At 64.9% G+C, this 20,657-nt stretch carries 17 protein-coding genes; 6 read left to right on the top strand and 11 right to left on the bottom strand.

Annotation, left to right across the window (positions count from 1 at the left end; genetic code table 11):
- Positions 1-90: 90 nt before the first annotated feature.
- Both ACGFH6_RS30165 and ACGFH6_RS30160 read left to right on the top strand, forming a co-directional pair.
- Complete coding sequence (locus tag ACGFH6_RS30165) at positions 91-282, top strand: hypothetical protein (RefSeq protein WP_393390765.1); 192 nt, start codon at positions 91-93, stop codon at positions 280-282.
- 50 nt (positions 283-332) lie between these two features.
- Entirely contained in the window at positions 333-599 is a 267-nt protein-coding gene (locus ACGFH6_RS30160) for a hypothetical protein (protein ID WP_393390763.1), read from the top strand.
- A 336-nt stretch (positions 600-935) separates the two neighbouring features.
- Here ACGFH6_RS30160 and ACGFH6_RS30155 read toward each other — a convergent pair whose 3' ends face one another.
- From ACGFH6_RS30155 to ACGFH6_RS30130, 6 genes are all read right to left on the bottom strand, one after another.
- Positions 936-1,466, bottom strand: a complete 531-nt coding sequence (locus tag ACGFH6_RS30155) for a hypothetical protein (protein ID WP_393390761.1) — start codon at positions 1,464-1,466, stop codon at positions 936-938.
- Between the two features lie 76 nt (positions 1,467-1,542).
- Positions 1,543-2,460 (bottom strand): DUF3560 domain-containing protein, encoded by a 918-nt coding sequence (locus ACGFH6_RS30150; RefSeq protein WP_393390759.1) that lies wholly within the window; start codon positions 2,458-2,460, stop codon positions 1,543-1,545.
- A 48-nt stretch (positions 2,461-2,508) separates the two neighbouring features.
- A complete protein-coding gene (locus ACGFH6_RS30145) occupies positions 2,509-2,637 on the bottom strand; it encodes a hypothetical protein (RefSeq protein ID WP_393390757.1) in 129 nt (42 codons plus the stop codon).
- Entirely contained in the window at positions 2,634-2,849 is a 216-nt protein-coding gene (locus ACGFH6_RS30140; protein ID WP_393390755.1) for a helix-turn-helix transcriptional regulator, read from the bottom strand. The genes ACGFH6_RS30145 and ACGFH6_RS30140 overlap by 4 nt, the downstream gene beginning before the upstream one ends.
- Before the next feature lie 376 nt (positions 2,850-3,225).
- Positions 3,226-4,104, bottom strand: a complete 879-nt coding sequence (locus ACGFH6_RS30135) for a hypothetical protein (RefSeq protein ID WP_393390754.1) — start codon at positions 4,102-4,104, stop codon at positions 3,226-3,228.
- Between the two features lie 1,407 nt (positions 4,105-5,511).
- On the bottom strand, positions 5,512-5,742 hold the full coding sequence (locus ACGFH6_RS30130; protein ID WP_393390752.1) for a hypothetical protein: 231 nt from the start codon (positions 5,740-5,742) through the stop codon (positions 5,512-5,514).
- 1,064 nt (positions 5,743-6,806) lie between these two features.
- On the opposite strand from ACGFH6_RS30130, the gene ACGFH6_RS30125 reads away from it, so the two are divergent.
- Both ACGFH6_RS30125 and ACGFH6_RS30120 read left to right on the top strand, forming a co-directional pair.
- On the top strand, positions 6,807-7,718 hold the full coding sequence (locus ACGFH6_RS30125; RefSeq protein ID WP_393390751.1) for a hypothetical protein: 912 nt from the start codon (positions 6,807-6,809) through the stop codon (positions 7,716-7,718).
- A gap of 745 nt (positions 7,719-8,463) precedes the next feature.
- Positions 8,464-8,946 carry a DUF6650 family protein gene (locus ACGFH6_RS30120; protein WP_393390749.1) on the top strand — a complete coding sequence of 161 codons (483 nt, stop codon included), beginning with the start codon at positions 8,464-8,466 and terminating at the stop codon, positions 8,944-8,946.
- Between the two features lie 227 nt (positions 8,947-9,173).
- Here the strand turns inward: ACGFH6_RS30120 and ACGFH6_RS30115 are convergent, their stop codons facing one another.
- The 5 genes from ACGFH6_RS30115 to ACGFH6_RS30095 form a co-directional block, all read right to left on the bottom strand.
- Entirely contained in the window at positions 9,174-10,538 is a 1,365-nt protein-coding gene (locus ACGFH6_RS30115) for an SAVED domain-containing protein (RefSeq protein WP_393390747.1), read from the bottom strand.
- An 85-nt stretch (positions 10,539-10,623) separates the two neighbouring features.
- Entirely contained in the window at positions 10,624-11,127 is a 504-nt protein-coding gene (locus tag ACGFH6_RS30110) for a Mov34/MPN/PAD-1 family protein (protein WP_393390745.1), read from the bottom strand.
- The gene (locus ACGFH6_RS30105; protein ID WP_393390744.1) at positions 11,124-12,656 is read right to left on the bottom strand and encodes a ThiF family adenylyltransferase; all 1,533 of its coding nucleotides are present in this window, start codon (positions 12,654-12,656) and stop codon (positions 11,124-11,126) included. Before ACGFH6_RS30105 ends, ACGFH6_RS30110 begins: the two co-directional genes overlap by 4 nt.
- On the bottom strand, positions 12,656-13,702 hold the full coding sequence (locus tag ACGFH6_RS30100) for a hypothetical protein (RefSeq protein WP_393390742.1): 1,047 nt from the start codon (positions 13,700-13,702) through the stop codon (positions 12,656-12,658). Before ACGFH6_RS30100 ends, ACGFH6_RS30105 begins: the two co-directional genes overlap by 1 nt.
- 571 nt (positions 13,703-14,273) lie before the next feature.
- Complete coding sequence (locus ACGFH6_RS30095; RefSeq protein ID WP_393390741.1) at positions 14,274-15,509, bottom strand: IS110 family transposase; 1,236 nt, start codon at positions 15,507-15,509, stop codon at positions 14,274-14,276.
- Between the two features lie 354 nt (positions 15,510-15,863).
- Here ACGFH6_RS30095 and mobF point away from each other — a divergent pair, with 354 nt between their 5' ends.
- Both mobF and ACGFH6_RS30085 read left to right on the top strand, forming a co-directional pair.
- The gene (gene mobF / locus ACGFH6_RS30090; RefSeq protein WP_393390739.1) at positions 15,864-19,484 is read left to right on the top strand and encodes a MobF family relaxase; all 3,621 of its coding nucleotides are present in this window, start codon (positions 15,864-15,866) and stop codon (positions 19,482-19,484) included.
- Between the two features lie 177 nt (positions 19,485-19,661).
- The coding region (locus ACGFH6_RS30085) for a trypsin-like peptidase domain-containing protein (protein ID WP_393390737.1) at positions 19,662-20,657 on the top strand (996 nt) is incomplete at its 3' end.

Here is a 20,657-nt window from a genome sequence, read left to right as displayed (position 1 = left end):
GTCCCGGTGTCCCTGCGCTCGCGGGCAGTCTTAGCAAGGTGCTCGACAGTGCCATCGAGCCGTCCCGGAGCTAACAAGGAGTGCTAAGCGGTGAGCCAAACAGCCGTCGACGAAAGCCGGCTCGTCCGTGTACGAGTGTGGTTCGGCCAGCTCGCCATCATCGATCGAACGACCGCGGTAGAGCCAGGTACGGAGTTCGCACGTGCGATCGGCCGCCGGTTCTTCGGACTACCGGTGACGATTGAACCGATCCGCGGTTCGCGCGAAGGCGTCGAGTGGTGAGCGGCAGACTGCTGCCAGTGGTTGCAGGCTACGTCCGCAGGTATCCGTCGATGAACGATGACGATCTCGGTGGCCTGCAGCAGCGCCTCGCCGAGGTCGCCAGCCAGCACGGCCGCACATTAGGAACGGTGTACGTCGAGGATCTCCTCACCGATCCGGAGGCGTTCAACGTTCTGCTCAGCTGCGTGAAAGACCTCGATGCGCCAGCAGTCATCGTCCCGTCGAAGGCGCATCTCGGCCGATGGGATCTCGCGGACTCGAAGTACTCCCAGCTGCAACAGGTCGTGACGACCGAGGTCATCGTCGCCGACCTCTGAACGAGCGCGCCCGGATCCCCTTCCGTTCAGGCCTTACCCTGCGCGGGCCGGGCCGCTTAACGGAGTCCTCGCCCGCGAGATCCCTGAGCGCCTCGCGGGCGAGGCCTCCACCCTCCAAGCCGGCGGGCGAGCGTTCGAAGCCAGAGTCCAGCGCTCGTCAGCCGTTCCACCTCCGGGGCGAGCGAGTCCCTGGACCGCCCTGCCGTCTCTCGTCGGCTGCGATGAGAGACAGCAGGTGAGCTTCTTCGTTCCAGTCGAACGGACACAAGATTGATCGCCAAGGCCACCTATTCGGCGCAAGGCCTGGACGAACAAATTGGTCTCCACACCGCGCGCCTAGTCATGCGTGCGCTTGTTAGGCACTGAGCCAATCGTCGGCGACGCAGTGGGCGTGGCAGCCGTGCAACAGTCGCGCCGAGCGCGATAGGAACTAGCTTCAGCGAGCAGCCATTCCAGATCTGGGAATGGATGCGAGCCTGAGCCCCTGGCCGACTTGCGCGCGTCGCAGAAGACCCGTGCCGGAGATGTCACCTCGCGCAAACTGTGATGCCAGACGTCCAGGGCTGCTCGCCGATCAATGTGATGCTGTCGAACGTAATATCCCAGCGTGTCGTACATGGCCAGGGATCGATTGATGAGCTGGTGCTCACGACTGTCTCCGGCCGGCACATCATCCAAAGAACCGATCCCGAAGAGAAGCCGTCTCCCTTCCTGTACATCCGGTGCGAGGAGGGCTTCGTGGATGCGCATGAAGCCGTCTCGGCGCTGCGCCGATCTGGCGAGCCGCACAGTGTAGGCCGTCACCAGCAACCCGATCAGCGCGAGACCGATACCCACGACGTCCTTGTTGTTAGTCAGCCACGACATGGTCAGCTCCCCTCCGTGGGCCCAGCCACTACATCGCGCGGACGGGCAAATCGTTTCACCCGCGGGGCAACGAGCCTCAGGGCGATGGCATTCGCGATCGTTGAGGATGTTGGTCGTCGACCGACATGCATTGGAGTCCGCTTGAGCCCGTGCCACGGCCGGTCGTTCTTGGCACAGCAACGCTCCTCCGCGTGCACAGGACGGCCGACGCAGAGGTCAGAGCTCCGGACCAGCGACCTCCTCGTACGGCCTGTGCTCTGTGATGTCGTGGTACGGCGCTGTCGGTCCAGGAGTATCCGGTCTCGACGCTGACGCTCTTCCGGTTCACCCGGGCTACCTTGCGCCAGTGTCCGCTGACCCGGACGTAGTCGCCCTTCTTGATCGTCTCGTGCGAGTACATCGGCTGATCCGCGGCAAGCTCGTCGCGGACGCCAGTCCAGTACTCAAGTTGGTCCTTCAAGTCGATGCGCTGCAGCCGCAGACGGTCGGCCGAGGCATCGGTTGCGGGCGGGTGGATCTGTGTGTATCCGCCGACGACGCGGGTGCAGCCGTCCAACTGGCTTTCAACCTTCCGCAACTCGGTCTCCAGCCGCGTGATCCGACGCCCGACTGCCTTGCCTGAGTATCGACGTTCCGCCTCGCCCGACAACACGTCGGCCCGACGCTCGTCTGCGTCGGCTGCCCGCGTCTGTTCGACCGATCTACTCGCCAGACTCTGAATGCGCTCTAGCTCCCGGCGGTGGCGCCGCTCTGAATGATGGCCGACAAGGATCGGCTGGCCCAGTGGGATGCCGCCGGCGATCTGGCGGGACGCGTCCCACGAGGCATCGGCCGATTCCCGTCGGTGCCGGGCTCGATCGCGCAGGAGCTCGGAGCGCGCCTGGGCACGCGTCGTCCGGTTGGCTTCCCGCTCTTCCACAGACCTGGATTCCGCATCATCAATCTCGACAGACACCTCGAAGCCCGCCGCTGACAGCGCGTCCTGTGTCGCCATGATGATGCTCGTCTTGGCCAACTGGTCGCGCGATCTCGGGAGGTACCACTATTCGAGCTGACGAGACCACCGCCAGTTGTTCGCCTTCAGGATCTCCGCCGACCCGTCGCCTCGCCTCGTGCCGATGGCCAGGCTGCCCTCGACGTGGGTGTGGACGATCTCGATCTGAGCGTTCACGTGTCCCACCTGTCGTCGAGGAGGTGATCATCGAGACTGGCGAACCAGTCGATGACTTCGCTGGCGCGATAGCGGACGTATCGGCCGACGCGTCTGCCTGGAGGGCCGTAGCCGAGGGTTCGCCAGCGGTACAGCGTTCGCTTCGGCACGCGGAGGTAGGCCGCGACCTGGTCTACGTCCCAGAGCGGGTCCGAATCAAGAGCGGTGGACATCGGTGCCTCCATCCCTTGACGAGATCTCATCGGAGTTGTGGCGAGCTGGCGGTGCAGCTCCGGTTTCTCGTTCTCGCTCGGCTTTGACTACTCGTCTGAGGTCTCGGACGGACCATCCCAGGATCTCGGCGGCGGCCTCGGCCGATCCGCAGATCTTGGCTAGAGCGGCCGCCTCTCTGGCGGAGACCGCCTCGGCGTCGGCGACGCGTTCGTCGTACCGGTCGATGGCCAGAGACCTGGCTTCGATCGCACGGTCCAGCGATGCCTGCGCTCTGATGGTCCGCGCGGTCGCTGCTTCGATCCGGGCCTGACGTTCCCGCGCCCGTCGCATCGCCGCGACCCGCTCGCTGGCTCCCATAGCTGCTCAGATCCGCAATCAGAGCGTCAGGCTGTCGAGGTCAGGCGGAAGGAAGGCCGAGTCGAGGGGCCGTGCCGCCACAGGAGCCAGCGGCGGCCGGTTGGCCTTCAAGTACTTGTTCGTCGAGTCGATGAGCTGCCGAGCAGTGTTGACCACACGTGCGCCAGTTGCCTTGACGACGTTCGCCGGCTCGTCAGGATCTATCAGCTTCGCCCAACCTTGGACGTAGTCGAACGACGATGCATTGAAGCTGAGACCGTGGTGTGCCAAGAGGATGTACGCGACCGATTCAGCCTCCACTTCCCGTACCCCCCGGCACATCACACTGCCGGCATCCGCCAGGTCCGGGGCCGAGTGCATGCGCATGTGACCGACCTCGTGTGCCAACCGTGCGATCGCGGTGTGATCGTCGAGGTGATCGGCGACCACGATCTGCTTGGCGTCGTAGTCGGTGAACCCCTCGGATGCATCTCCAGTCGGTCGGACATCGACCGCGTACCCGTCGGCGGATACCTCGCGTGCCAGTGCATCCCACAGGCCTGTAGGGGCTGGACGGCCTGGGGCGGGTGCCGGGGGCAAATGAATGGGCGGGCCGACGGTGTCCGTCACGTCGTAGACGCTCGCGACCCGGAACCCGATCACCTGCTCCTGGACTTGACCGTCTGTCAATGGGGTCGGTGCATCAGATCTCGGAGACGTCCGTGAACGGACTGGCTGGAGGATTCTGATGGCGTTTTGCCTCATCACTCGCCGTCCGAGCTTCTCCCAGGTGTGCGCACGCGAGACCCAGTTCGCCTGCGGCATCTGCAAGTTGATCAGGACGACATTGCCGAACCCGAACGTTGGGAACAGCGCCGCGACTTCCAACCACTTTGTCCACTCGGCGCCGGTCTTCATCTTGCGCACCTCCGCCTCCAAGACTCGGTGCAAGTCCTCCACACTCACTCGCTCATTGCCCACAGCAACCTCCAGAGGATCCGAACGTCAGCAGCTCAACGGTCGAGGCTGATCGGCTCCTGTCCTGGATCCGGGGTTCCAGGGCTGTGAAAGGGCCGGAGTGGAGCGGGATGCCTTGTGCGTCGCTCGCCGGCGGGACGCGCGTGGTGCGCCGTACCGGCAAGGCGACGTGCGACTTCGGACGCCGCACTCAGATGGTCGGCACTCCATCCCAGGGCATCCGTCAACTCACTGAAATGTGTCGGGAGATTAGTGCGTACCCATCGAGCCTGGAGTGGTCTCGATCCGCCGCCTGGTCTGCGCAGGTAGGTCAGCTCGAGCTTCGCAACCTCACGTCTCGGAACAAACAGCCGACCCTCCAGGATGAGTCCGCCAACCGCTTCCTGCTGTCTTCTAGACACCTGGTCCGCTGACCACACAAGCTCGTCCATCACGTCCAAGATCCCTGCCGCAACACGCCGATTCGGCACCAGCTCGGCTGATGGCAACAGAGCGCCGTCAAGTCGTACGACGCGATCAAGCGCAGCCTGTAGGTCGAGAAACGCGCCCTCGCCTGGCGTGTCACTCCCCCCGCTCAAGTCGGACACTCGGCGCCGCCAGGACTCCCCGACCCTGACAGCGCCGGCATCAAACGCCCGCAACCCGGCTTTGAGAGCCCTCAGATCGCGTTGCTGGCGAGCATCGAGATCAGCCGAAGGCGCCACGAGCAGCTGGTCGGCCAGATGCCACACGTGTCCGCAGACGGTTCGCAATTGTGCAGTCGTCGAGCGAAGATCCCGGGTCAGCAGGGTCCGCGGTGGCATGGATTGGTGCGCCCGTTCCCACCTCGCGGCGTACCGAGGCAGCAGCGACAGATCATCGACCGGCGCCGATGGTCCACCCGCCGTGAGACCACCGAGTGCTCCCAATCCGACGCGCCGAACGTCGGACTGGGCCAGCAACTCGAGTTCTGTCATCACGGTGAGGAGGTGGTGGTATCCAGGAGTTCTGGTGCGGATGTTGCGCAGCACCGCTCGCGCACCGATCAGCATGATCGCCCCTAGCTCCGCCCTCGCCGCGGTCAGGTCGTCAGGCTGGTCCAGCGCACTCACGGTCGCTGGATCCTGCGTGGCGAGCAGGTCGCCCGCCGCTCCAATGACCACGGCCAAACGCCCGAGCGAGGTATCGGAACACCTACCCGACAACCGAGTGGTGCGCCCGACGCTCCTGAGGCGGCTACGCAACCAGCGCAAGTGGCTCGCAGTCGCAGCTATGACTGCGTCCCAATCAGCCATCAGGCCGGCTTCATCCGCGTACGACCCGCGGTGCGCATTCACCGCCATGCGCCGGGCGGTGCGGAGCAGATCCTCATACGTCGCGCGCATCCCGAACCATCCGGATGTCCGCCGCCGCAGTCCGCAGAGCGTCTCCCAACGCCAGCCGCCAACTGAGCTCCTCGACAGCCACGTCGAAACCATCGACGGCGAGCGCAGCCTCCTCGAGCAACGCAGCCGGCTCACCCTCGAGATCCCCGTCGTACGGCCCGTACGGCACAACATCGAGCAACTCACACACCCGATACCGACTGAACGCCGTCATAGCCCACCGCCCATCGACGGCCGCCATCTCCCTCGCCTCAACGATCGCCTCAGCCCTAGTGACCAAGTCGACCACTCGACTACGTACGTCATCACTGTTGGGCAGGTTGCTGTCCACGCTGTTCCTTCCGCCGAGTCTTGATCATTGGTCCGGGAAGCGTGTCCCAGACCGCAGCCACTCAACGGATGCCGCCGACAACTTTGCCATCCGCCTCAGAGGGCAAGGCACCTGTGGCCCGGACAGGGCGGAGACGTGGATCCAAACGGCACCACGACGCGGCGCGAGGGATCTGTTGATCGACGCCAGATCAGTCCCGTTGTAGTGCACGCGCGAACTCGCCTACCTGTCCGAGATCAAGCTCAGTCCGAGGGAGTACTGATCGCCTACGCGACGACCGCGCCAGCGCGCGCTTGGGCGTGACGACGTACGGCGCTGATGTGGGCGGCAACGCGCGTCCCGACGGAAGGCAGCCGCAGGCTACGCATGTAACCACGGAGCCGCGGCAGACGGCGGGCTACAGATGCGCCTCCGGAGATGGCGAGGATCTCGGAGACCTTCGAAGATGGTGTAGATCTTCTCAGCCTCTTGGGGATCCTCGATCAAGGGCTCGATGGTCGCTCTGACCTATGGTTTTGCCTCTCATCAGTTGTCACTGATGTTCATCGCTTGCCAACGTCTCACGGAGCAGTGACGGAGCAGCGCCGCGCCCCGCTCGACTCCTGCTGCACTGCCGACACAGCACGACCAGCGCAGCGTCCCGAGCAATAACCGACATCGTCACCCTCGTCCTGTCCAAGGGCTTGACACAACGCTCGGAGGCGCGGTCGCTGCTGCCGCGATCCTGTGGGTTCGCGATCGGTGATGCCATGACACCGGCACCAGGACAAGGTTGAGTCTGCGTTGCAGAATGCCGCCTAGTTGACGAGATCGCCGATCGCGTTGGCGCTTTCCCCACCCGCGCGCCGACAACGGGTCAGTCGTCAACCGTTGCGGTCAGGAGTAACGCATCGCCTCCCATCAGCGATAGCGCAAGGGTGATCGGCTCGCAAGCGGACGGGTGCGCGATGGGCAGGTACAGGCTGGTCTGGTATCCGGCAAGAATCAGCTCGTCGCGAGAGCACCCTGGGAAGACCCACGTCATCGACGAGTTCCACGACGGCACGGACGAACGTCCACACGCCAAGCTACTCTGCGCCAAGAAGCTCACCGCCAAGTACTGGACCGCCGCCAAGTGCCGAGAGCAGGGGCTTGGCCTGGAGGACGAGCCGTCCAGGACGGCGTGGCCGACGTGTGATGGGTGCCGCGGGAGCTGGTTCGCCATCCTCGAGTCGGCCGGCCACACGGTCGAGGAGCACTCTTACTGGTGGAGTTACTACTGGGAAGAAGAGCAGGGTCTACGGCCAGCGGGAGAGACGGCAGCGCGGCTGGCCAAGCGAGACAACATGTTGCGGGGCCAGTGGATGTATCCCTCCCTTCGGTCGGGTGACTCCGAGAGCGCGAACCCGTCCGCTGCAACACATGCGCAGCGCGCAACAACTCGCATGATTCCAGTCGTCAGCGATGTCGCCTTCGAGGCGCAGTTCGTCGACACGTTTCCCATCGAGGCGAGGGAACCCGCGACGGCCCGGCGGAACGAAGCCAAGCTCGTGCAGCGCTACGCCGAGGCACTCGATCGGGAGGGCTCAAGAGCCACACGCAAGCAGATCAAGCTCCCAGATGTCGACCGCGCCCTCTACACCGACCTGTTCGACAGTACGCGTGCAGAACTCGTGGAAGCCAAGGCATCCGCCTCCCGCGAAGCAGTGCGCTACGCGATCGGCCAGCTACTCGACTACCAGCGCTACGTCCAGCCCGAATCCCTAGCACTCCTCGTCCCGACCCACCCAAGTCCCGATATGATCGAGCTCCTTCACAACCATCAAATCACCTGCATCGTCGAAGACTCTCCCGCCCACTTCACCCGCCTAAGCCCCTGAAATCGGGAGCCCAGGCAGCAGCAGGTGTCCGTAAGACGGGCATCCCGATTGTCTTTGGAGGCTAGGGTCACTTCGGGAATGTCGGTGGCCGGCCCTAGCCTTGGTCTATGGAGATCAGCGAATTCGGACTCGTAGGCGGCGTTCCACCGCGGGCCGTGGATGTACTGACGACGGTTACCGGTCATCAAGTCAGCGACTCAGGACGGCAGGCCTTCTGCGAGTGTGGACAGCGCGAGCCGGCCGACTGGCACGGAACCCTTGGCGAGTGGCGTATGTCGCATCTGCAAGCTGCATGGCCGCTCCTCTCCCCGCTCTTCTGCTGAGACCAAGGAGGAGTTTCTGAGTCGCCTGTCTCAGCTGTATGTCGAGGCGTCGAAGTTAGAGCAGGGCATCGTGAACTCTCTCGGCCTGAATCGCCCGGTCTCCCCAGGTCAGGTGTTTCCAACTCTTACAGACGATGCGGAAGCTGCCGGTGAACTAATCGAGGTCCTTCGCCATCAGATGGAGTCGGTTCGCGACAGCCTGCTCGATACAGCGTGGAGTGAGTGACAGGCTTCAGCGAAGCGGTCAGCGCCCCTGACGCGCTAGGTGCTGGACTGGATGACGGTCAGCAGGGGTCTGCGCGACGCAATTCGCCCGGCTCTTAGCCAGCTGCACGGGCCGCCTCGAAGTCCTGACCCGTTGCCGATCGGGCTAGACTGACGCGCTGCGACAATGATGCCTGGCTCGGCAGGGGGAGGGTCCGTTGAAGAAGATCAGGGTCCGCGTTACGGGAATTGGCGGGCAGGTCGGCCCTATCGGCGGTTCCTTAGAATGGGAGTACTTAGAGTCCAACTACGAAGTCGCACGCAGTGTTCTCATCGATCTGGAGAGCCGGCGGGTGTTGTGGCAGCAACTTGGTCGAGAAGATCCAGTCGCGTGCGTCATGTCAGCGCAAGAGATTCGCAGACTCATGACCGAGAGGCTGCCGGCAGTTAAGCACGGAGACGACTTCGACTCTGCGCTCCGCGCAATTCGACGGGCCGCGACGGAGTTCGTGAGTGCCGCCGGGCAGAATCGCGACTTCGGCAACCATATCGGCACGTTCGTTGAGCATCTGGAAGCGATGCGATTCGCAATGGCGCCGCACATCGCCGCCCTGGCATTCGCGTTCGGCATTCCTCTTGAGCCGGAGCTCAGGGAAATCCTTCCCCGGCAGGATCTCTCATTCGTACCTGGCTTCGACTAGGCGTTACCGTCGCGTCCAGCCCGGTGCGAGCCGTGTCCGATCGGCATTGTCCACGCAACTAGACTCGCCACGATCGCCTACGCCGGCCCTCAGGCGCAGATCTCGGAACCGTCCGACGAGCGGGACAGAATGGCGTGGTTGATCTCATCGTTCAAACCACGTCGACCGCCGGACGGCCCCCACTGACAGCGCCGGGCAGCTATATGCCTGGCGTCTATAGTGCCCAGCTAGGCAGAGACGCGGAATGCCTGTACATACTCCGTCGTGCCGAGGTGCTCATAAAGAATGGTTGGCATGACTCTGTTCCAGTGATGTCCAAGGAGGACGGCGAGACCGAGTGGTCCTGCGAGAAATACGTGGAGAGTTCCCGTTTGGGTCGCGATTTGGCGTGCGAGGTCGCGGATGCCGATCGCGAGGGCGCCTGCTGATTCTGGATCTGGCACGGACCCCGGACCGACCTGTCCTCCCCTCGGCAGCGCGGTGTGAACCGTCCCGATAGCTACCCCTGCTCGTTCGATCCAGTTGACCACCGCGCTGGTCGCGTCGGTAGTCACCGAGACGACCAGCGCAGGGTCACCGCCGAGTCTGAGATCTCGTTGGTGATGGATTGGCTCCATGGCCGTCGTGGTGACGTCACTGGACCAGAGCTGTTCGCCCTGTCTGATGCCGACCTCGTAACCCAGGACCCGTCGCAGGACTGTCCCTGCCTTGAAGCCGGTGGCCTGTCGCATCGTCCCGGTGAGCAGGAGGCGGCGGTGTGCACCCAGGTGGCCTGGGATCTGCTCGATCTCACTGGCCAGTTGGTCCCATGTGGCCGGGGGTTTGGGCGCGACCTTGGTAAAGGCGTCGTTCCCATCCATCCGATCCACCCAATCCAGGGCGCACTGAGCCTGGTCAGCCAGTGGGTCGTGGCTGAGCGTGGCGATGGAGATGGGCGTCCAAGGGGTTCCCGCACGCAGGTGCATCATGGTGATGGCGTTCCCGATGTCGTTGAGGGAAAGGCGCTGGTGACCATCTTCCACCTGCCTGGCGACCCAATCTGCCCCGGCGTCGATCGCTCCGTCGTCGGACTGGAGTCCGTTCGCGGTCATGAGCAGGCTGACCTCGCGTCGGAGGCTCACGATGTCCTCGGAGGTTTCGAGGTAGAAGTCTTCGAAGAAGGCGAGCAGTTCCGCTTCGGTGACGCCCGCTGTTTCGGCCCACTTCTTGCGGGCCAGGCCACGGTCGGATTTCGGGCCACCTTGTGCGGCACGGGGTACGAGCCGACCGTCTCGTGCATCGCGGTCGCGAAGAAGGAGATCGGCAGGGTCGATGGCACGATTCGTCATCAGGGCAACCCGGACGAGGTCACCGTTGCGGGCGACGTGGCGGTGGCTGGTGACGAGCTTCTTGAGCAGGTCGTTGCTCGTCAGGTACTCCAGGTTGACCGGAGTGCGCGCGTCGACGGCGTACTTGACTTGCGCATAGTCGTTCGGCGGTGCGACACGGTAGTAGATGACGTCGTCGAGGTTCCCAGCATCGTCGGCTTCGACACCGACACCGGTTCCGGGATTCGGGGTGTTGTGGGTCCGCTGCTCGTTGAGGACGCGCATGCAGAGCCGCCAGGCGTGTAGCCACTGGTATCGGTCGCCAGCGATGCGCACCCCGGTAGGCCGCGGCATGTCACGGCGTGCGTGGTCACTCATTCGGTTCCAAGGGGTAGTGGGTGGTGGGTCTCGGCAGGTCGCCCGTGACCCTGATGGCACAACGCATGGGATTGACGGCAGTGATACGCCGGGCGTCAAGTTCGTACTCGTCTTCAAACGTGCGCCGGAGCACGAGCAGTGTCGGGTTCGGCAGGCGGGGGTGCAGGTAGGAGATGAGCCGGAGGCTGGCGAGGTCCGTCCTGCTCGGTGGAGTGTCCGCGGGATGCGAGTGCCAATCCCCGATGTACCCGAGTCGGGGGTCGATCGCTCGCGTGATCAGGACGGCGGGCCGGGTCGCACCGCCGGGGAGGTGATAGTGGGCTCGTCCGCGGCTGGAGGAGGGCAGTTCGACAGCCATGGTCGCCCACGGCTGCTGGACTGCATGGACACCGATCAGAATGCCCCCTGTCTCCAGCGGATGGGACAGGCTGGCCGCTCGCTTCAGCTGGTCGATGGCGCTCTCGGCGATGAGAAGTTCGGGCTGAACCCACGTCACGCTGTCACGGGACCGATCACGACGAAGGGCGCAGCCGCCAGAGGGCGGAGAACCGTGACCTGCTCGTCCGGCAGTACACGGCGCTGCAGTAGTTGGTCGGTGGCCGCGGCCACGATGTCGGCGGCTGCCCGCTGAGCCGCCCAAGGTGGAGCGCTGTTCACAAGCGCCGTGCAGCCGAGTTCGAGGAACGCGCCCAGGGGCTGAGGGTCGTCTGGCGGCAGGCCCAGGTAGTCGGTCGACTTGTCGCGGTCGGAGATTGGGGTGTCGTCTTCGGCTTGGCGTCGTACTCGCAGGAGGGCTCCCTGATGGAACAGGGCGCCTGTGATGAGCGGGACACGTTCCTGAGCGCACACAATGCTGAGGGCAGCGGTCATCGGTGCGGATCCCGTGCAGTCGATGGCCAGGTCGAAACCTCGCACGCTGTCGGCGAGTTCGGCCGGCGCGAACGGCAGGTCCTTATCCACCATGTCGAAATCGCTCCAGGGCGCGTGACATTCGATCTCCGCGGCAACGCCGATGGCCTTGTTGTATCCGACCGAGTACTTGTCGGCGACGTGTCGGACGAGATTGGCGCTCATCAGGGTGTCTCCGTCGTAGCCCTTGATGTGCGCGACGCCGCTCTCGGCCAGCAGCAGTGCCACGCTCCCTCCGATCGATCCGAGTCCGGCCACCAGCACGCGCTTGCCGGCGAGCAGGTCGGCGTCGGGTCCAGCCCGTCGCCTGCGGCCGGTGAAGTCGGAGGGAAAGGCAGCGTGGGCCTTGGCCAGGACCTTGGCGCCGTACCCCGAGAAGCCGAGCGCGATGGCATCTGGCTGTCCATCGAACCTGGGCCAGGTCAGGACGGCGAAGTCGAGTCCACCGCTCGGTGTCTTCATGTCCGCGTCTTGCCGGGCCGCAAGTCCCCTCTCTAGGTGTTCGCGCTGCCGGTGGGCAAGGGCGTCCCGAAACTGGTCAAGGTCAACGGGGGGGTTGATGATTTTGCGGCGGTGGTAGAGGACCCCCATGAACGACGGCGTGTCTCGCTCGACCCCCACCTGGAACAGGATGTTCCGCAGATGGGCCGTGAGGTCGATGATCGTGCCGTTGGAGGCGCTACGAAGCAGGTCGCCGAGCGGGAGTTCGAGACGGTAGCCGCTCGTTCCTTCGAAGAGCATGTACGAATCGAGCGCCCGGTCGGCAACGCCGAAGTTGGTCTGCGTCGCCTTCGCCCACGTGTCAAGTCGGGCCCAGAGCGCATCAAGGTTGCGTCCTTCGACCTGAGCGGGGTCGTCGTCGGCCCACAGGCAGATGGTTCCGGTGTAGACGTGCGGTGCCTTCAGGCCCTCGACGCTCACGTGGGCATACCGCAGTGGCCATCCGTCGTAGAAGACCACCTGCATCCGATCCCGGTCGGTGAGCGGCCTCAGCGATTCCCGGATCGGCCCTGTCCACACCTTGAGGTCGGTGTCACGGACCGGGCTGAAGCCGGCGGCCACGAGACCGGAGCAGAACCGCTCGAAACCGCCGGCATCGAAGGTTTCGAACGCCATCACGCGAAGCCGCGCGGCTGGTTGCTTCCCACTGCCTCGACCGCAGCGATGCCGGCGATTGCGAAGCCGTTCGCATCACAGCCGTCCGGCAATGGGAGGACCTGGCCCCGGTCATTCGTCCCTAGAATGCCCCGCCACAACTTGGCCGCCCGGCACTTGTCGGCGTCGAGCGCCTGCTCCGCCAGCCCAGCGAGTTCACGGAACTTCGCGGCTCCCGACGCCCACTGGTCGGCGTACAGCGCGGGCTTCAGTTGCGTCCCGAGAACGGGGTCGAGCACGCCGTCGGTGACGGCCAAATCGAACTCGTTCGCGACCGCACCGAGGGAACCGGCGAGTAGTTCGGCCCACGACGAGCCGGTCACCCGCCCGTCCGACCACGCGTAGTACGCCGCGATCTCCGTGTAGAGGCCGCCCGGCCTGTTCTCGCCGAGATGCACGTGGCGGACCTGGCGCAGCAGGCGCACGATCGGCCGGTAGGTCGGGCGGTTGCCGACGGTCGGGGTCGACTTGGCCGTGGCCAAGGTGTTGGTGCGGGCAGCGAACTCAACCGGGCTGGTCTTGACCCACCGGTCTTCCTCCTCGTCCCAGCGGTCGCGATTCCGGTTCGGGATCCCCCAGTGCTCGCCCCACGGGACGGCCGGGACCGCGTCCACACTGAACGCCAGGTCGTCCGGAGCGTCCGAGTCCTCGAAGTCAATCTTCAGGCTCCGCGCCTGCTCGGTGACCCGACCGTCGAGATCGTGGTCCTTGAGCCCGTAATGCTCGACCAGAACCCGCTTGACCTCCTCGTAGATCCGCGCTGGGTCGTGTCGCACGGAGAGGTTCTTGAACCGCAGGAACACGTCGACGTCCTTGCCGGGGTAGCGGCCAGTGAGCCGGGCGTAGGAGCCGATCAAGATGGTGTCGATGCCCCACTCACGTAGTTGCCGATCGGCCTCCAGCAGTTCACGCACTTCCGTGTGCGCCTCGGACGCACGCTTCTGCTTCTCCCCGTGGACAGTGACGTTGGTGACGGCGGACTCGAACTCTGCGCTCAGGGTCTCCATTGTGACTCCTCCTCAACGGTCCCTGAGTTTCTTGGCGGCTCCCGTGGACCAGACTGTCGCTATGTTGTCGACGTCGACCGTATCTGCCGCCACCGACAATTTCGATGTGGACGTCGTACTGCATATCAGCGCGCCAGTTTAGCGACCCGCAATGCGCAGGGAGGAAAGATAGCTCCGTATGCACACAACTCCCCACCGTCAGACGTGTCAAAGAGCGCCGATTGCCTCAAAGAATCAAACGCACGCTTTTACCGTGATAGTGACCGCTGATTGCCTCGTCTGCGACACGACCTTCCGCGGTCACGTCAATCGACGCGATCCACCGTCTACGCCTACGTCCGGCGTCTGAGTGCTTGTTGAGCAGTCGGCTTGTCGATTCCCCCGGTCCGCGAGCGCAGTCGCCCAGACGTAGCTGAAGACTCAACGACCAGTCCCGACTCGCCATGCGGTCCAACTCACCCACACCAGCCAAATGATGCGGGTATCGCCGTCACAGACCCGTGAATCACCTGTTGGGGCGCAGGCGTGTCAGCGCATCGGGCTTTGCCCGACACGCTTTGGGTGGCTGGCGTTAGGCGACAGGGTCGAGTTGGACGGTGTGTCCGAGCCTCTCGAGTTGTGCGACGAGCCGGCGGGTGTGTGCCTCGTCGTTGCGGCGGGCGAGCCATTCTGCACCGAGGTCGCGGTAGGGCTCGTCCCGGGTGAGCATGTGGTAGGCGGCGACAAGGATGGAATGTGCGACGGCGATCTGGGCGCGCCCGGCGCCGCGGCGTTTGGTGAGCCGTGCGTGCTGTGCGGCGAGGTAGTTCTTACCGTGCATGCGTGCGACCGAGCCGGCGGCCTCGACCAGCATCGCGGTCAGCCACTTGTTCCCGTGCCGCTTCCGGGTCGGGGTGCGCTTGCCGGCCGACTCATAGATCCCGGGCGCGACACCGGCCCAGGCCGAAAGCTTGGCCGCCGACCCGAACCGGGACATGTCCGCGCCGGTCTCGGCGATGATGACCTGGGCGATCTTCTCCCCGACCCCGGGAATGGTCTGCAACAACTCGAGCTGGTGAGCCCAGGGCCGGCACTCGGCCCGGATCGCCTCATCAAGGTCGGCCAACGCGCGCTCGACCAGCTCGAGCCGATCCAAGATCGCACCGGCCATCCGCGCGTGGTGGTCATCGAAGTGTCCCTCGAGTGCTTGGGCGAGATCGGGGATCTTCGAGCGCATCTTGCCCTTGGCCATCTCGGCCAGCACGCGCGCGTCACGTTCGCCGTCGATCATCGCGCGCAGCATCACCCGCGCCGACACTGTGGTCACCGACCATGCGACTGTTGACAGCTTGATCGAGGCGTCCTCCAACATCAACTCCAGCCGGACCGCCTCGCGGGTCCGGTCTCCCATCAGCTGCACCCGGTACCGGGTCAGCATCCGCAACCGACGGATCGGTGGCGGCGGCACGAACGACGGCGACAACAGCCCGTGCTCGAGCAACTGGGCGATCCACTCGGCATCGCGCACGTCGGTCTTACGGCCCGGCACCGCTTTCATGTGTGCGGCGTTCAACAGCCAGACCTCCATCGACTCCTCAAGGCAGTAGAACGGCGGCTTCCAATAGGTCGAGGTCGACTCCATCGCCGCGATCGTCACGCCGTTGTCGGCCAACCAGTCGCGCATCACCTGCAGCGACCCGGTCGTGGTCTTGAACGTCCGCGTCACCGAGGAACGACTCCCCTGCCGCTTGCCCGGTACCCGCACGCAGACCGCGATGGACCCCTTGCCGACGTCCAAGCCGGCCACCCGTTCGAACAGAACCTCCATCGAGGACACCTCCGATCGCAAGCTGGCCGCGACGCCCGCGGCCGCGCGCCGTCCGGAGGGCCCTCTGCTAGGACACAGACCCACGTGCTCGCAGCAACAATCCACCGGCACCCGAAGACCCCGCGCCCTACACTTCGACGGGCTCACCCGCACCAGTATGACCCGACGTCGCCGGACGGCACCCACGATTCTCATCCACCACCGCAGCGACGAAGTCGCAAGCCGTTACACTTCTTGCACTCAAGGAGCTGCTGCCGCCGAGGTGTCAGGTGCAGGCTCTGCTGCGGTGAACCGTTGATCTGGCATGAGGCACCAATCACGGCTGTTCGCCGGCGTCTTCCCCTTTGAGGCGGCGTGCTGAGTATCCACCGGCTCACTGCCGGAGACGGATATCTGTACCTACTGCGACACGTTGCCTCCGGCGACGTTGACCGGCGCGTGGCGACGCCGCTCAGGTCGTACTACACCGCGTCCGGATACCCACCTGGACGCTGGCTAGGTACCGGCCTCAGCGGCCTAGGCGACGGTGAACTCGCGGCTGGGAGCGAGGTGTCCGAGGCGCAGATGACGGCTCTGTTCGGTCGCGCGGAAGACCCGCTGACAGGCCGGGCACTCGGACGTCGATACCAGATCTACAAGAATCCATCAGAGCGGATTCAAGAGCAGATCCGCGCTCTCGACCCCGGAGTGGACGAGGCGACCCGGCAGAGCGCGATCAAGCAGATCCGGCGGTCGGAGATGCGGCAGAAGACGCGACAGGCGGTCGCCGGGTTCGACCTCACCTTCTCCCCGGTCAAGTCCGTCTCCGCACTGTGGGCGACAGCCGATGCCGGCGTGCAGGAGCAGATCGTGGCCGCTCATCACGAGGCCATCAACGACGTCCTCGCCTTGATCGAGCAGCATGCCGCGTTCACCAGAACCGGCGATCACGGCATCGCCCAGATCGACACCCGAGGCCTCATCGCCGCTGCCTTCGACCACTGGGACACCCGCAGCGGAGATCCACAACTCCACACCCACGTCGTCGTCGCCAACCGCGCCCAAGGCCCAGACGGTGCCTGGCGGACGCTCGATGCCCGGGTTCTCTACCGGTGCGCCGTCGCGATGTCGGAGATCCACAACGTGTTGCTGGCCGACAATCTCACCCGTCGACTCGGTCTGAATTGGGAGCTCCGCGAACGCGGCTCGCAGCGAAACCCAGCGTTCGAGATCGACGTCGCACCCGACGAACTTCTCCGCGAGTTCTCAGCCCGGACCGAACAGATCGAAGCCAACCTCGCGGCACTTCTGGAGGAGCGCGGAGACGAAATCCACCCGCCCAGCCGACGCGAGATGTACGTCCTGCGCCAGCAGGCGACCCTTCTCAACAGACCACCAAAGCACCTCGCCCGCCCACTCGCGACACTCATGGCCGGCTGGAGAACGCGCGCCGAACAGGCCATCGGCCGCGACGCCGTCGCCGCAATCCGGCGATCTCTCGACCACTCCAGTCGACGCCCGCTGGCCGCCGCCGACCTCAGCCCGGAGACCATCGAGGCGTACGGCGCCGCAACGGTCCTCACCATGCAAACCAAGAGGGCAACCTGGAACCGCTGGAACCTGCTGGCCGAAGCCGCCCGCCAGACACGCCTCCTGCGACTCGCCTCCTCCAGCGACCGATTCGCCGCACTCCAGGCCATCATCGACTGCGCCGAACACCACTCCATCAAGCTCACCGCGCCAGATCTGGTCCCGGTCCCGGTCAGACGAGCCAGTGGCGAGAGCATCGTCACCATCCACAACGGCGAGATCTTCACCTCCCCCGTGATCCTCGGCGCCGAGGCCCTGCTCCTCGACCTGGCCCACGACTCTAGCGGCCCCACCATCGACCGAGACGCGTTGCGCACCGACGACCTGAGCGCCGACAAGGTCCGCGCGCTCCATCGAATCGCGGCCAGCGGACAGAAACTCGAGGCCCTGATCGGCCCAGCCGGAACCGGCAAAACCAGCCTGCTCTCCGCGCTCACCACCAGCTGGCAAGCCGTGCACGGCGAAGGATCGATCATCGCCCTCGCCCCCTCTTCGGCCGCCTCGACCATCCTGTCCGACGCCATCGGCACCCCCACGGAGAACATCGCCAAATGGCTCCACGAGTCGAGCGGTCGCGGCGCCGAACAACGCCGCCAGCAAACCCAGCACACCCAGTACGCCGCCAACCTCGCCCACCGCAGCGGCCGCCGGCGCCGTCACCAACGACTGACCGTTCTGCTGGCCGCACTCCGCGCCGAACAAGACCGCTGGACCTTCCGCAACAACCAACTCGTCATCGTCGACGAAGCCTCCATGGCCAGCACCATGGAACTCGCCACCCTCGCCCGCGCCACCAACACCGCCGGCGCCAAACTCCTCCTCGTCGGCGACGACGCCCAACTCAACGCCGCCGACACCGGCGGAGCCTTCCGCCTCATCGCCCACGACACCAACGCCGCCGAACTCAGCGACGTCTGGCGCTTCACCAACCACTGGGAACGCGACGCAAGCCTCGCGCTGCGCCGCGGCGACCTGACCGCCATCGACCAGTACGACGACCACCACCGACTCACCGCCGGATCCAGCGACGACATGGAAACCGCTGCCTACAAGGCCTGGCGCACCGACACCAACGCCGGTAGAACCAGCCTCCTCATCGCCGCCGACAACACCACCGTCGCCCGCCTCAACGCCCGCGCCCGCCTCGACCGCATCACCACCGGACAAGTCGAACCCGACGGCATCGAACTCCACAACGGCAACCACGTCGGCCTCGGCGACCACATCATCACCCGCCTCAACAACCGACGCCTCCACTACGGCCCCCGCCAGTTTGTGAAGAACGGCGACCACTGGACCGTCATCCACCGCTGGCCCGGCGGCTCCCTCACCGTCCAAAACCACGCGGGCGAAACCGTCACCCTCCCCCGGACCTACGTCCAGCAATCCGTCGAACTCGCCTACGCCACCACAGCCCACCGAGCCCAAGGCGCCACCGTCGATACCGCCCACCTCGTAGTCACCGACCGACTTACCCGAGCCCTCCTCTACGTCGGCCTAACGCGCGGCCGCGACACCAACAGCGCCTACGTAGCCACCCACCAAGCAACCACCGACCTCCACGAACCCCACCCCGAACAAACCATGCAAGACGTCCTAGAAGCCGTACTCAACGACCCCGGCACAGAACAATCCGCCCACGAAGTCCTCGGCCAAGAACTAGACAACGCCACCCGCCTCGACCGCCTAATCCCACTCCACGAACACCTCTGCCAACTCGACGCCCGCGGCCGATATGGCAACGCCTTAGCGACCACTGGCCTCGACCCCACCGCCCAAGCAGCTCTCAAGGCGTCACCTGCCTACGGTCCCCTTGTTGCCGCTCTCCGCCGAGCGGAAGGGGTGAACCTCAGCCCCTCGGCAACCCTCCGACGAGCCGTCTCGCAGTCCTCAATGAATAGCGCACATGACATCGCGGCTGTCCTTCACACCAGAATAGGTCGATTCGTTGCTCGGGCTGAACGACGCGCACCCAATCGCCGGATCCTGATCGCTGGCCTCGTCAGACCAACCGACCAACTCGGCGACCCCACACTTGGCGCCCCACTTAGGGAGATCGAGTTCCAAATCGTCGAGCGCGCAAACTGGCTAGCCGCGAGGGCGATCGCCGAGCAGGAGCCCTGGTCTGAGACTGTTCTCCGCGCTCTCGTCGACGCTCCCGAGGAGAATCGCTACGACGCCCTACAAGAGATCGCTGCCTATCGAGAGCTGTACAACGTTCGTACCGACACTCCGCTCGGACCCGCGCCGCCGACGACGGTATTCAATCAGCAACGGCATTACTCGCAGATCATCAATCACATCCGACGTCTACAGCCACCAGACCGCAGACAGGACGCAACGGCTGAATGTCGCTGGCCGCCGGCGCGATCCACGGCGAACTTCGAGGCCGACGTATCGAAATGAACTGCAGGCCAGTAGTCGAGACCGGCCGATGGATCTGGGGAACTCTGCCTACGCCGGGGCGACGCTTGAAGATCGAGATCTCGACCACTTCCGTTCGGGCCGATATGACCGGCACGATGTTGTTCGGGGACAGGGGGAGCTGATGATGTCAGCAGTTTGCGATGTAGGCATTCGACCATGATTGCCGGACCGGAGCATTCCCGGGTCGCGCAGGTGAGATCCGACGGTGGCAACGGGTTGGTCACGGGTTCGGGATATCTGGTGGCCCCCGGCCTGGTGGTGACGGCGAGCCAGGTTGTTCGAGGCGCAGAGAAGATAAAGATCCTCTTGGCCCAATCTGACGGAAATCACGCGAACTCCGACCCGATGGACGCCCGGATCCTCTCCGGCATGGTCGCGATGATCGATGACCAAGTGGGCGTCGCTGTGATTGCCCTGCGACCAGACGCCGTCGCATGGCCAGAGATGCCGCCTGCGCGCTTGAGTAACGTGCCGGCAGCGGACCTAGGCGGTGCGAGCGACGTCGTTGCGGTCGGTCTCCTCGACCAAGCATCACTTGGTGGATCACGCGATTTCGTCAGGATCACGGGCAAAGTGCTGCACCAGGAAGATCGGTCTTCAGGGACGCTCACTTTCGAGATCGACCAGAAAATGCTGGACACCGACGGTGCACCATGGACCGGGATGGCCGGCGCGCCGCTGTGGATCGACGATCAGATCATCGGAGTAATACTCGCCGCGTCCAGAGATCGCCGAGCTCTCATCGCCGCCTCCTCGGAGCGTGTACTCGCGAATCGTGACTTCGTTCGGCTTCTGGAGTCAGCAGGTATGCGTGAAGGTGGGGGCCTAGCGGAGCAGGGCGGGGAGCTCGCTGAAGCCGAGAGCGCCGCCCACCGCGATGCAGCCAATGCCGACAGTATCGGCTTCCGGGAGCTTGGGCGTATGGCGGAACAGCGCGGAGATCTCGCTGGTGCGGAGAGGGCCTACCGCCAAGCCGCCGACATGGGCAACAGCGCGGCCTTCCGTGACCTCGGACATCTATCAGAACAGCGCGGAGACCTCACCAACGCCGAGCGCGCCTACCGCCAAGCCGCCGACATGGGCAACAGCGCGGCCTTCCGCGACCTCGGACATCTATCAGAACAGCGCGGAGACCTCACCAACGCCGAGCGC

Source organism: Kribbella sp. NPDC049227, from assembly GCF_043197265.1.
In the GTDB taxonomy this organism is placed as follows: Bacteria; Actinomycetota; Actinomycetes; order Propionibacteriales; family Kribbellaceae; genus Kribbella.
This window is presented reverse-complemented; position numbering and strand designations above follow the sequence as displayed.

Coding starts and splice junctions, on each gene's coding strand:
- ACGFH6_RS30150 (WP_393390759.1), bottom strand. CDS start 2,460: ATGGCGACACAGGACGCGCTGTCAGCGGCGGGCTTCGAGGTGTCTGTC.
- ACGFH6_RS30100 (WP_393390742.1), bottom strand. CDS start 13,702: ATGGAGACCCTGAGCGCAGAGTTCGAGTCCGCCGTCACCAACGTCACT.
- ACGFH6_RS30115 (WP_393390747.1), bottom strand. CDS start 10,538: ATGCGCGTCCTCAACGAGCAGCGGACCCACAACACCCCGAATCCCGGA.
- ACGFH6_RS30130 (WP_393390752.1), bottom strand. CDS start 5,742: ATGACGGCGTTCAGTCGGTATCGGGTGTGTGAGTTGCTCGATGTTGTG.
- ACGFH6_RS30155 (WP_393390761.1), bottom strand. CDS start 1,466: ATGTCGTGGCTGACTAACAACAAGGACGTCGTGGGTATCGGTCTCGCG.
- ACGFH6_RS30140 (WP_393390755.1), bottom strand. CDS start 2,849: ATGTCCACCGCTCTTGATTCGGACCCGCTCTGGGACGTAGACCAGGTC.
- ACGFH6_RS30135 (WP_393390754.1), bottom strand. CDS start 4,104: ATGAAGACCGGCGCCGAGTGGACAAAGTGGTTGGAAGTCGCGGCGCTG.
- ACGFH6_RS30095 (WP_393390741.1), bottom strand. CDS start 15,509: ATGGAGGTTCTGTTCGAACGGGTGGCCGGCTTGGACGTCGGCAAGGGG.
- ACGFH6_RS30105 (WP_393390744.1), bottom strand. CDS start 12,656: ATGGCGTTCGAAACCTTCGATGCCGGCGGTTTCGAGCGGTTCTGCTCC.
- ACGFH6_RS30125 (WP_393390751.1), top strand. CDS start 6,807: ATGGGCAGGTACAGGCTGGTCTGGTATCCGGCAAGAATCAGCTCGTCG.
- ACGFH6_RS30160 (WP_393390763.1), top strand. CDS start 333: ATGAACGATGACGATCTCGGTGGCCTGCAGCAGCGCCTCGCCGAGGTC.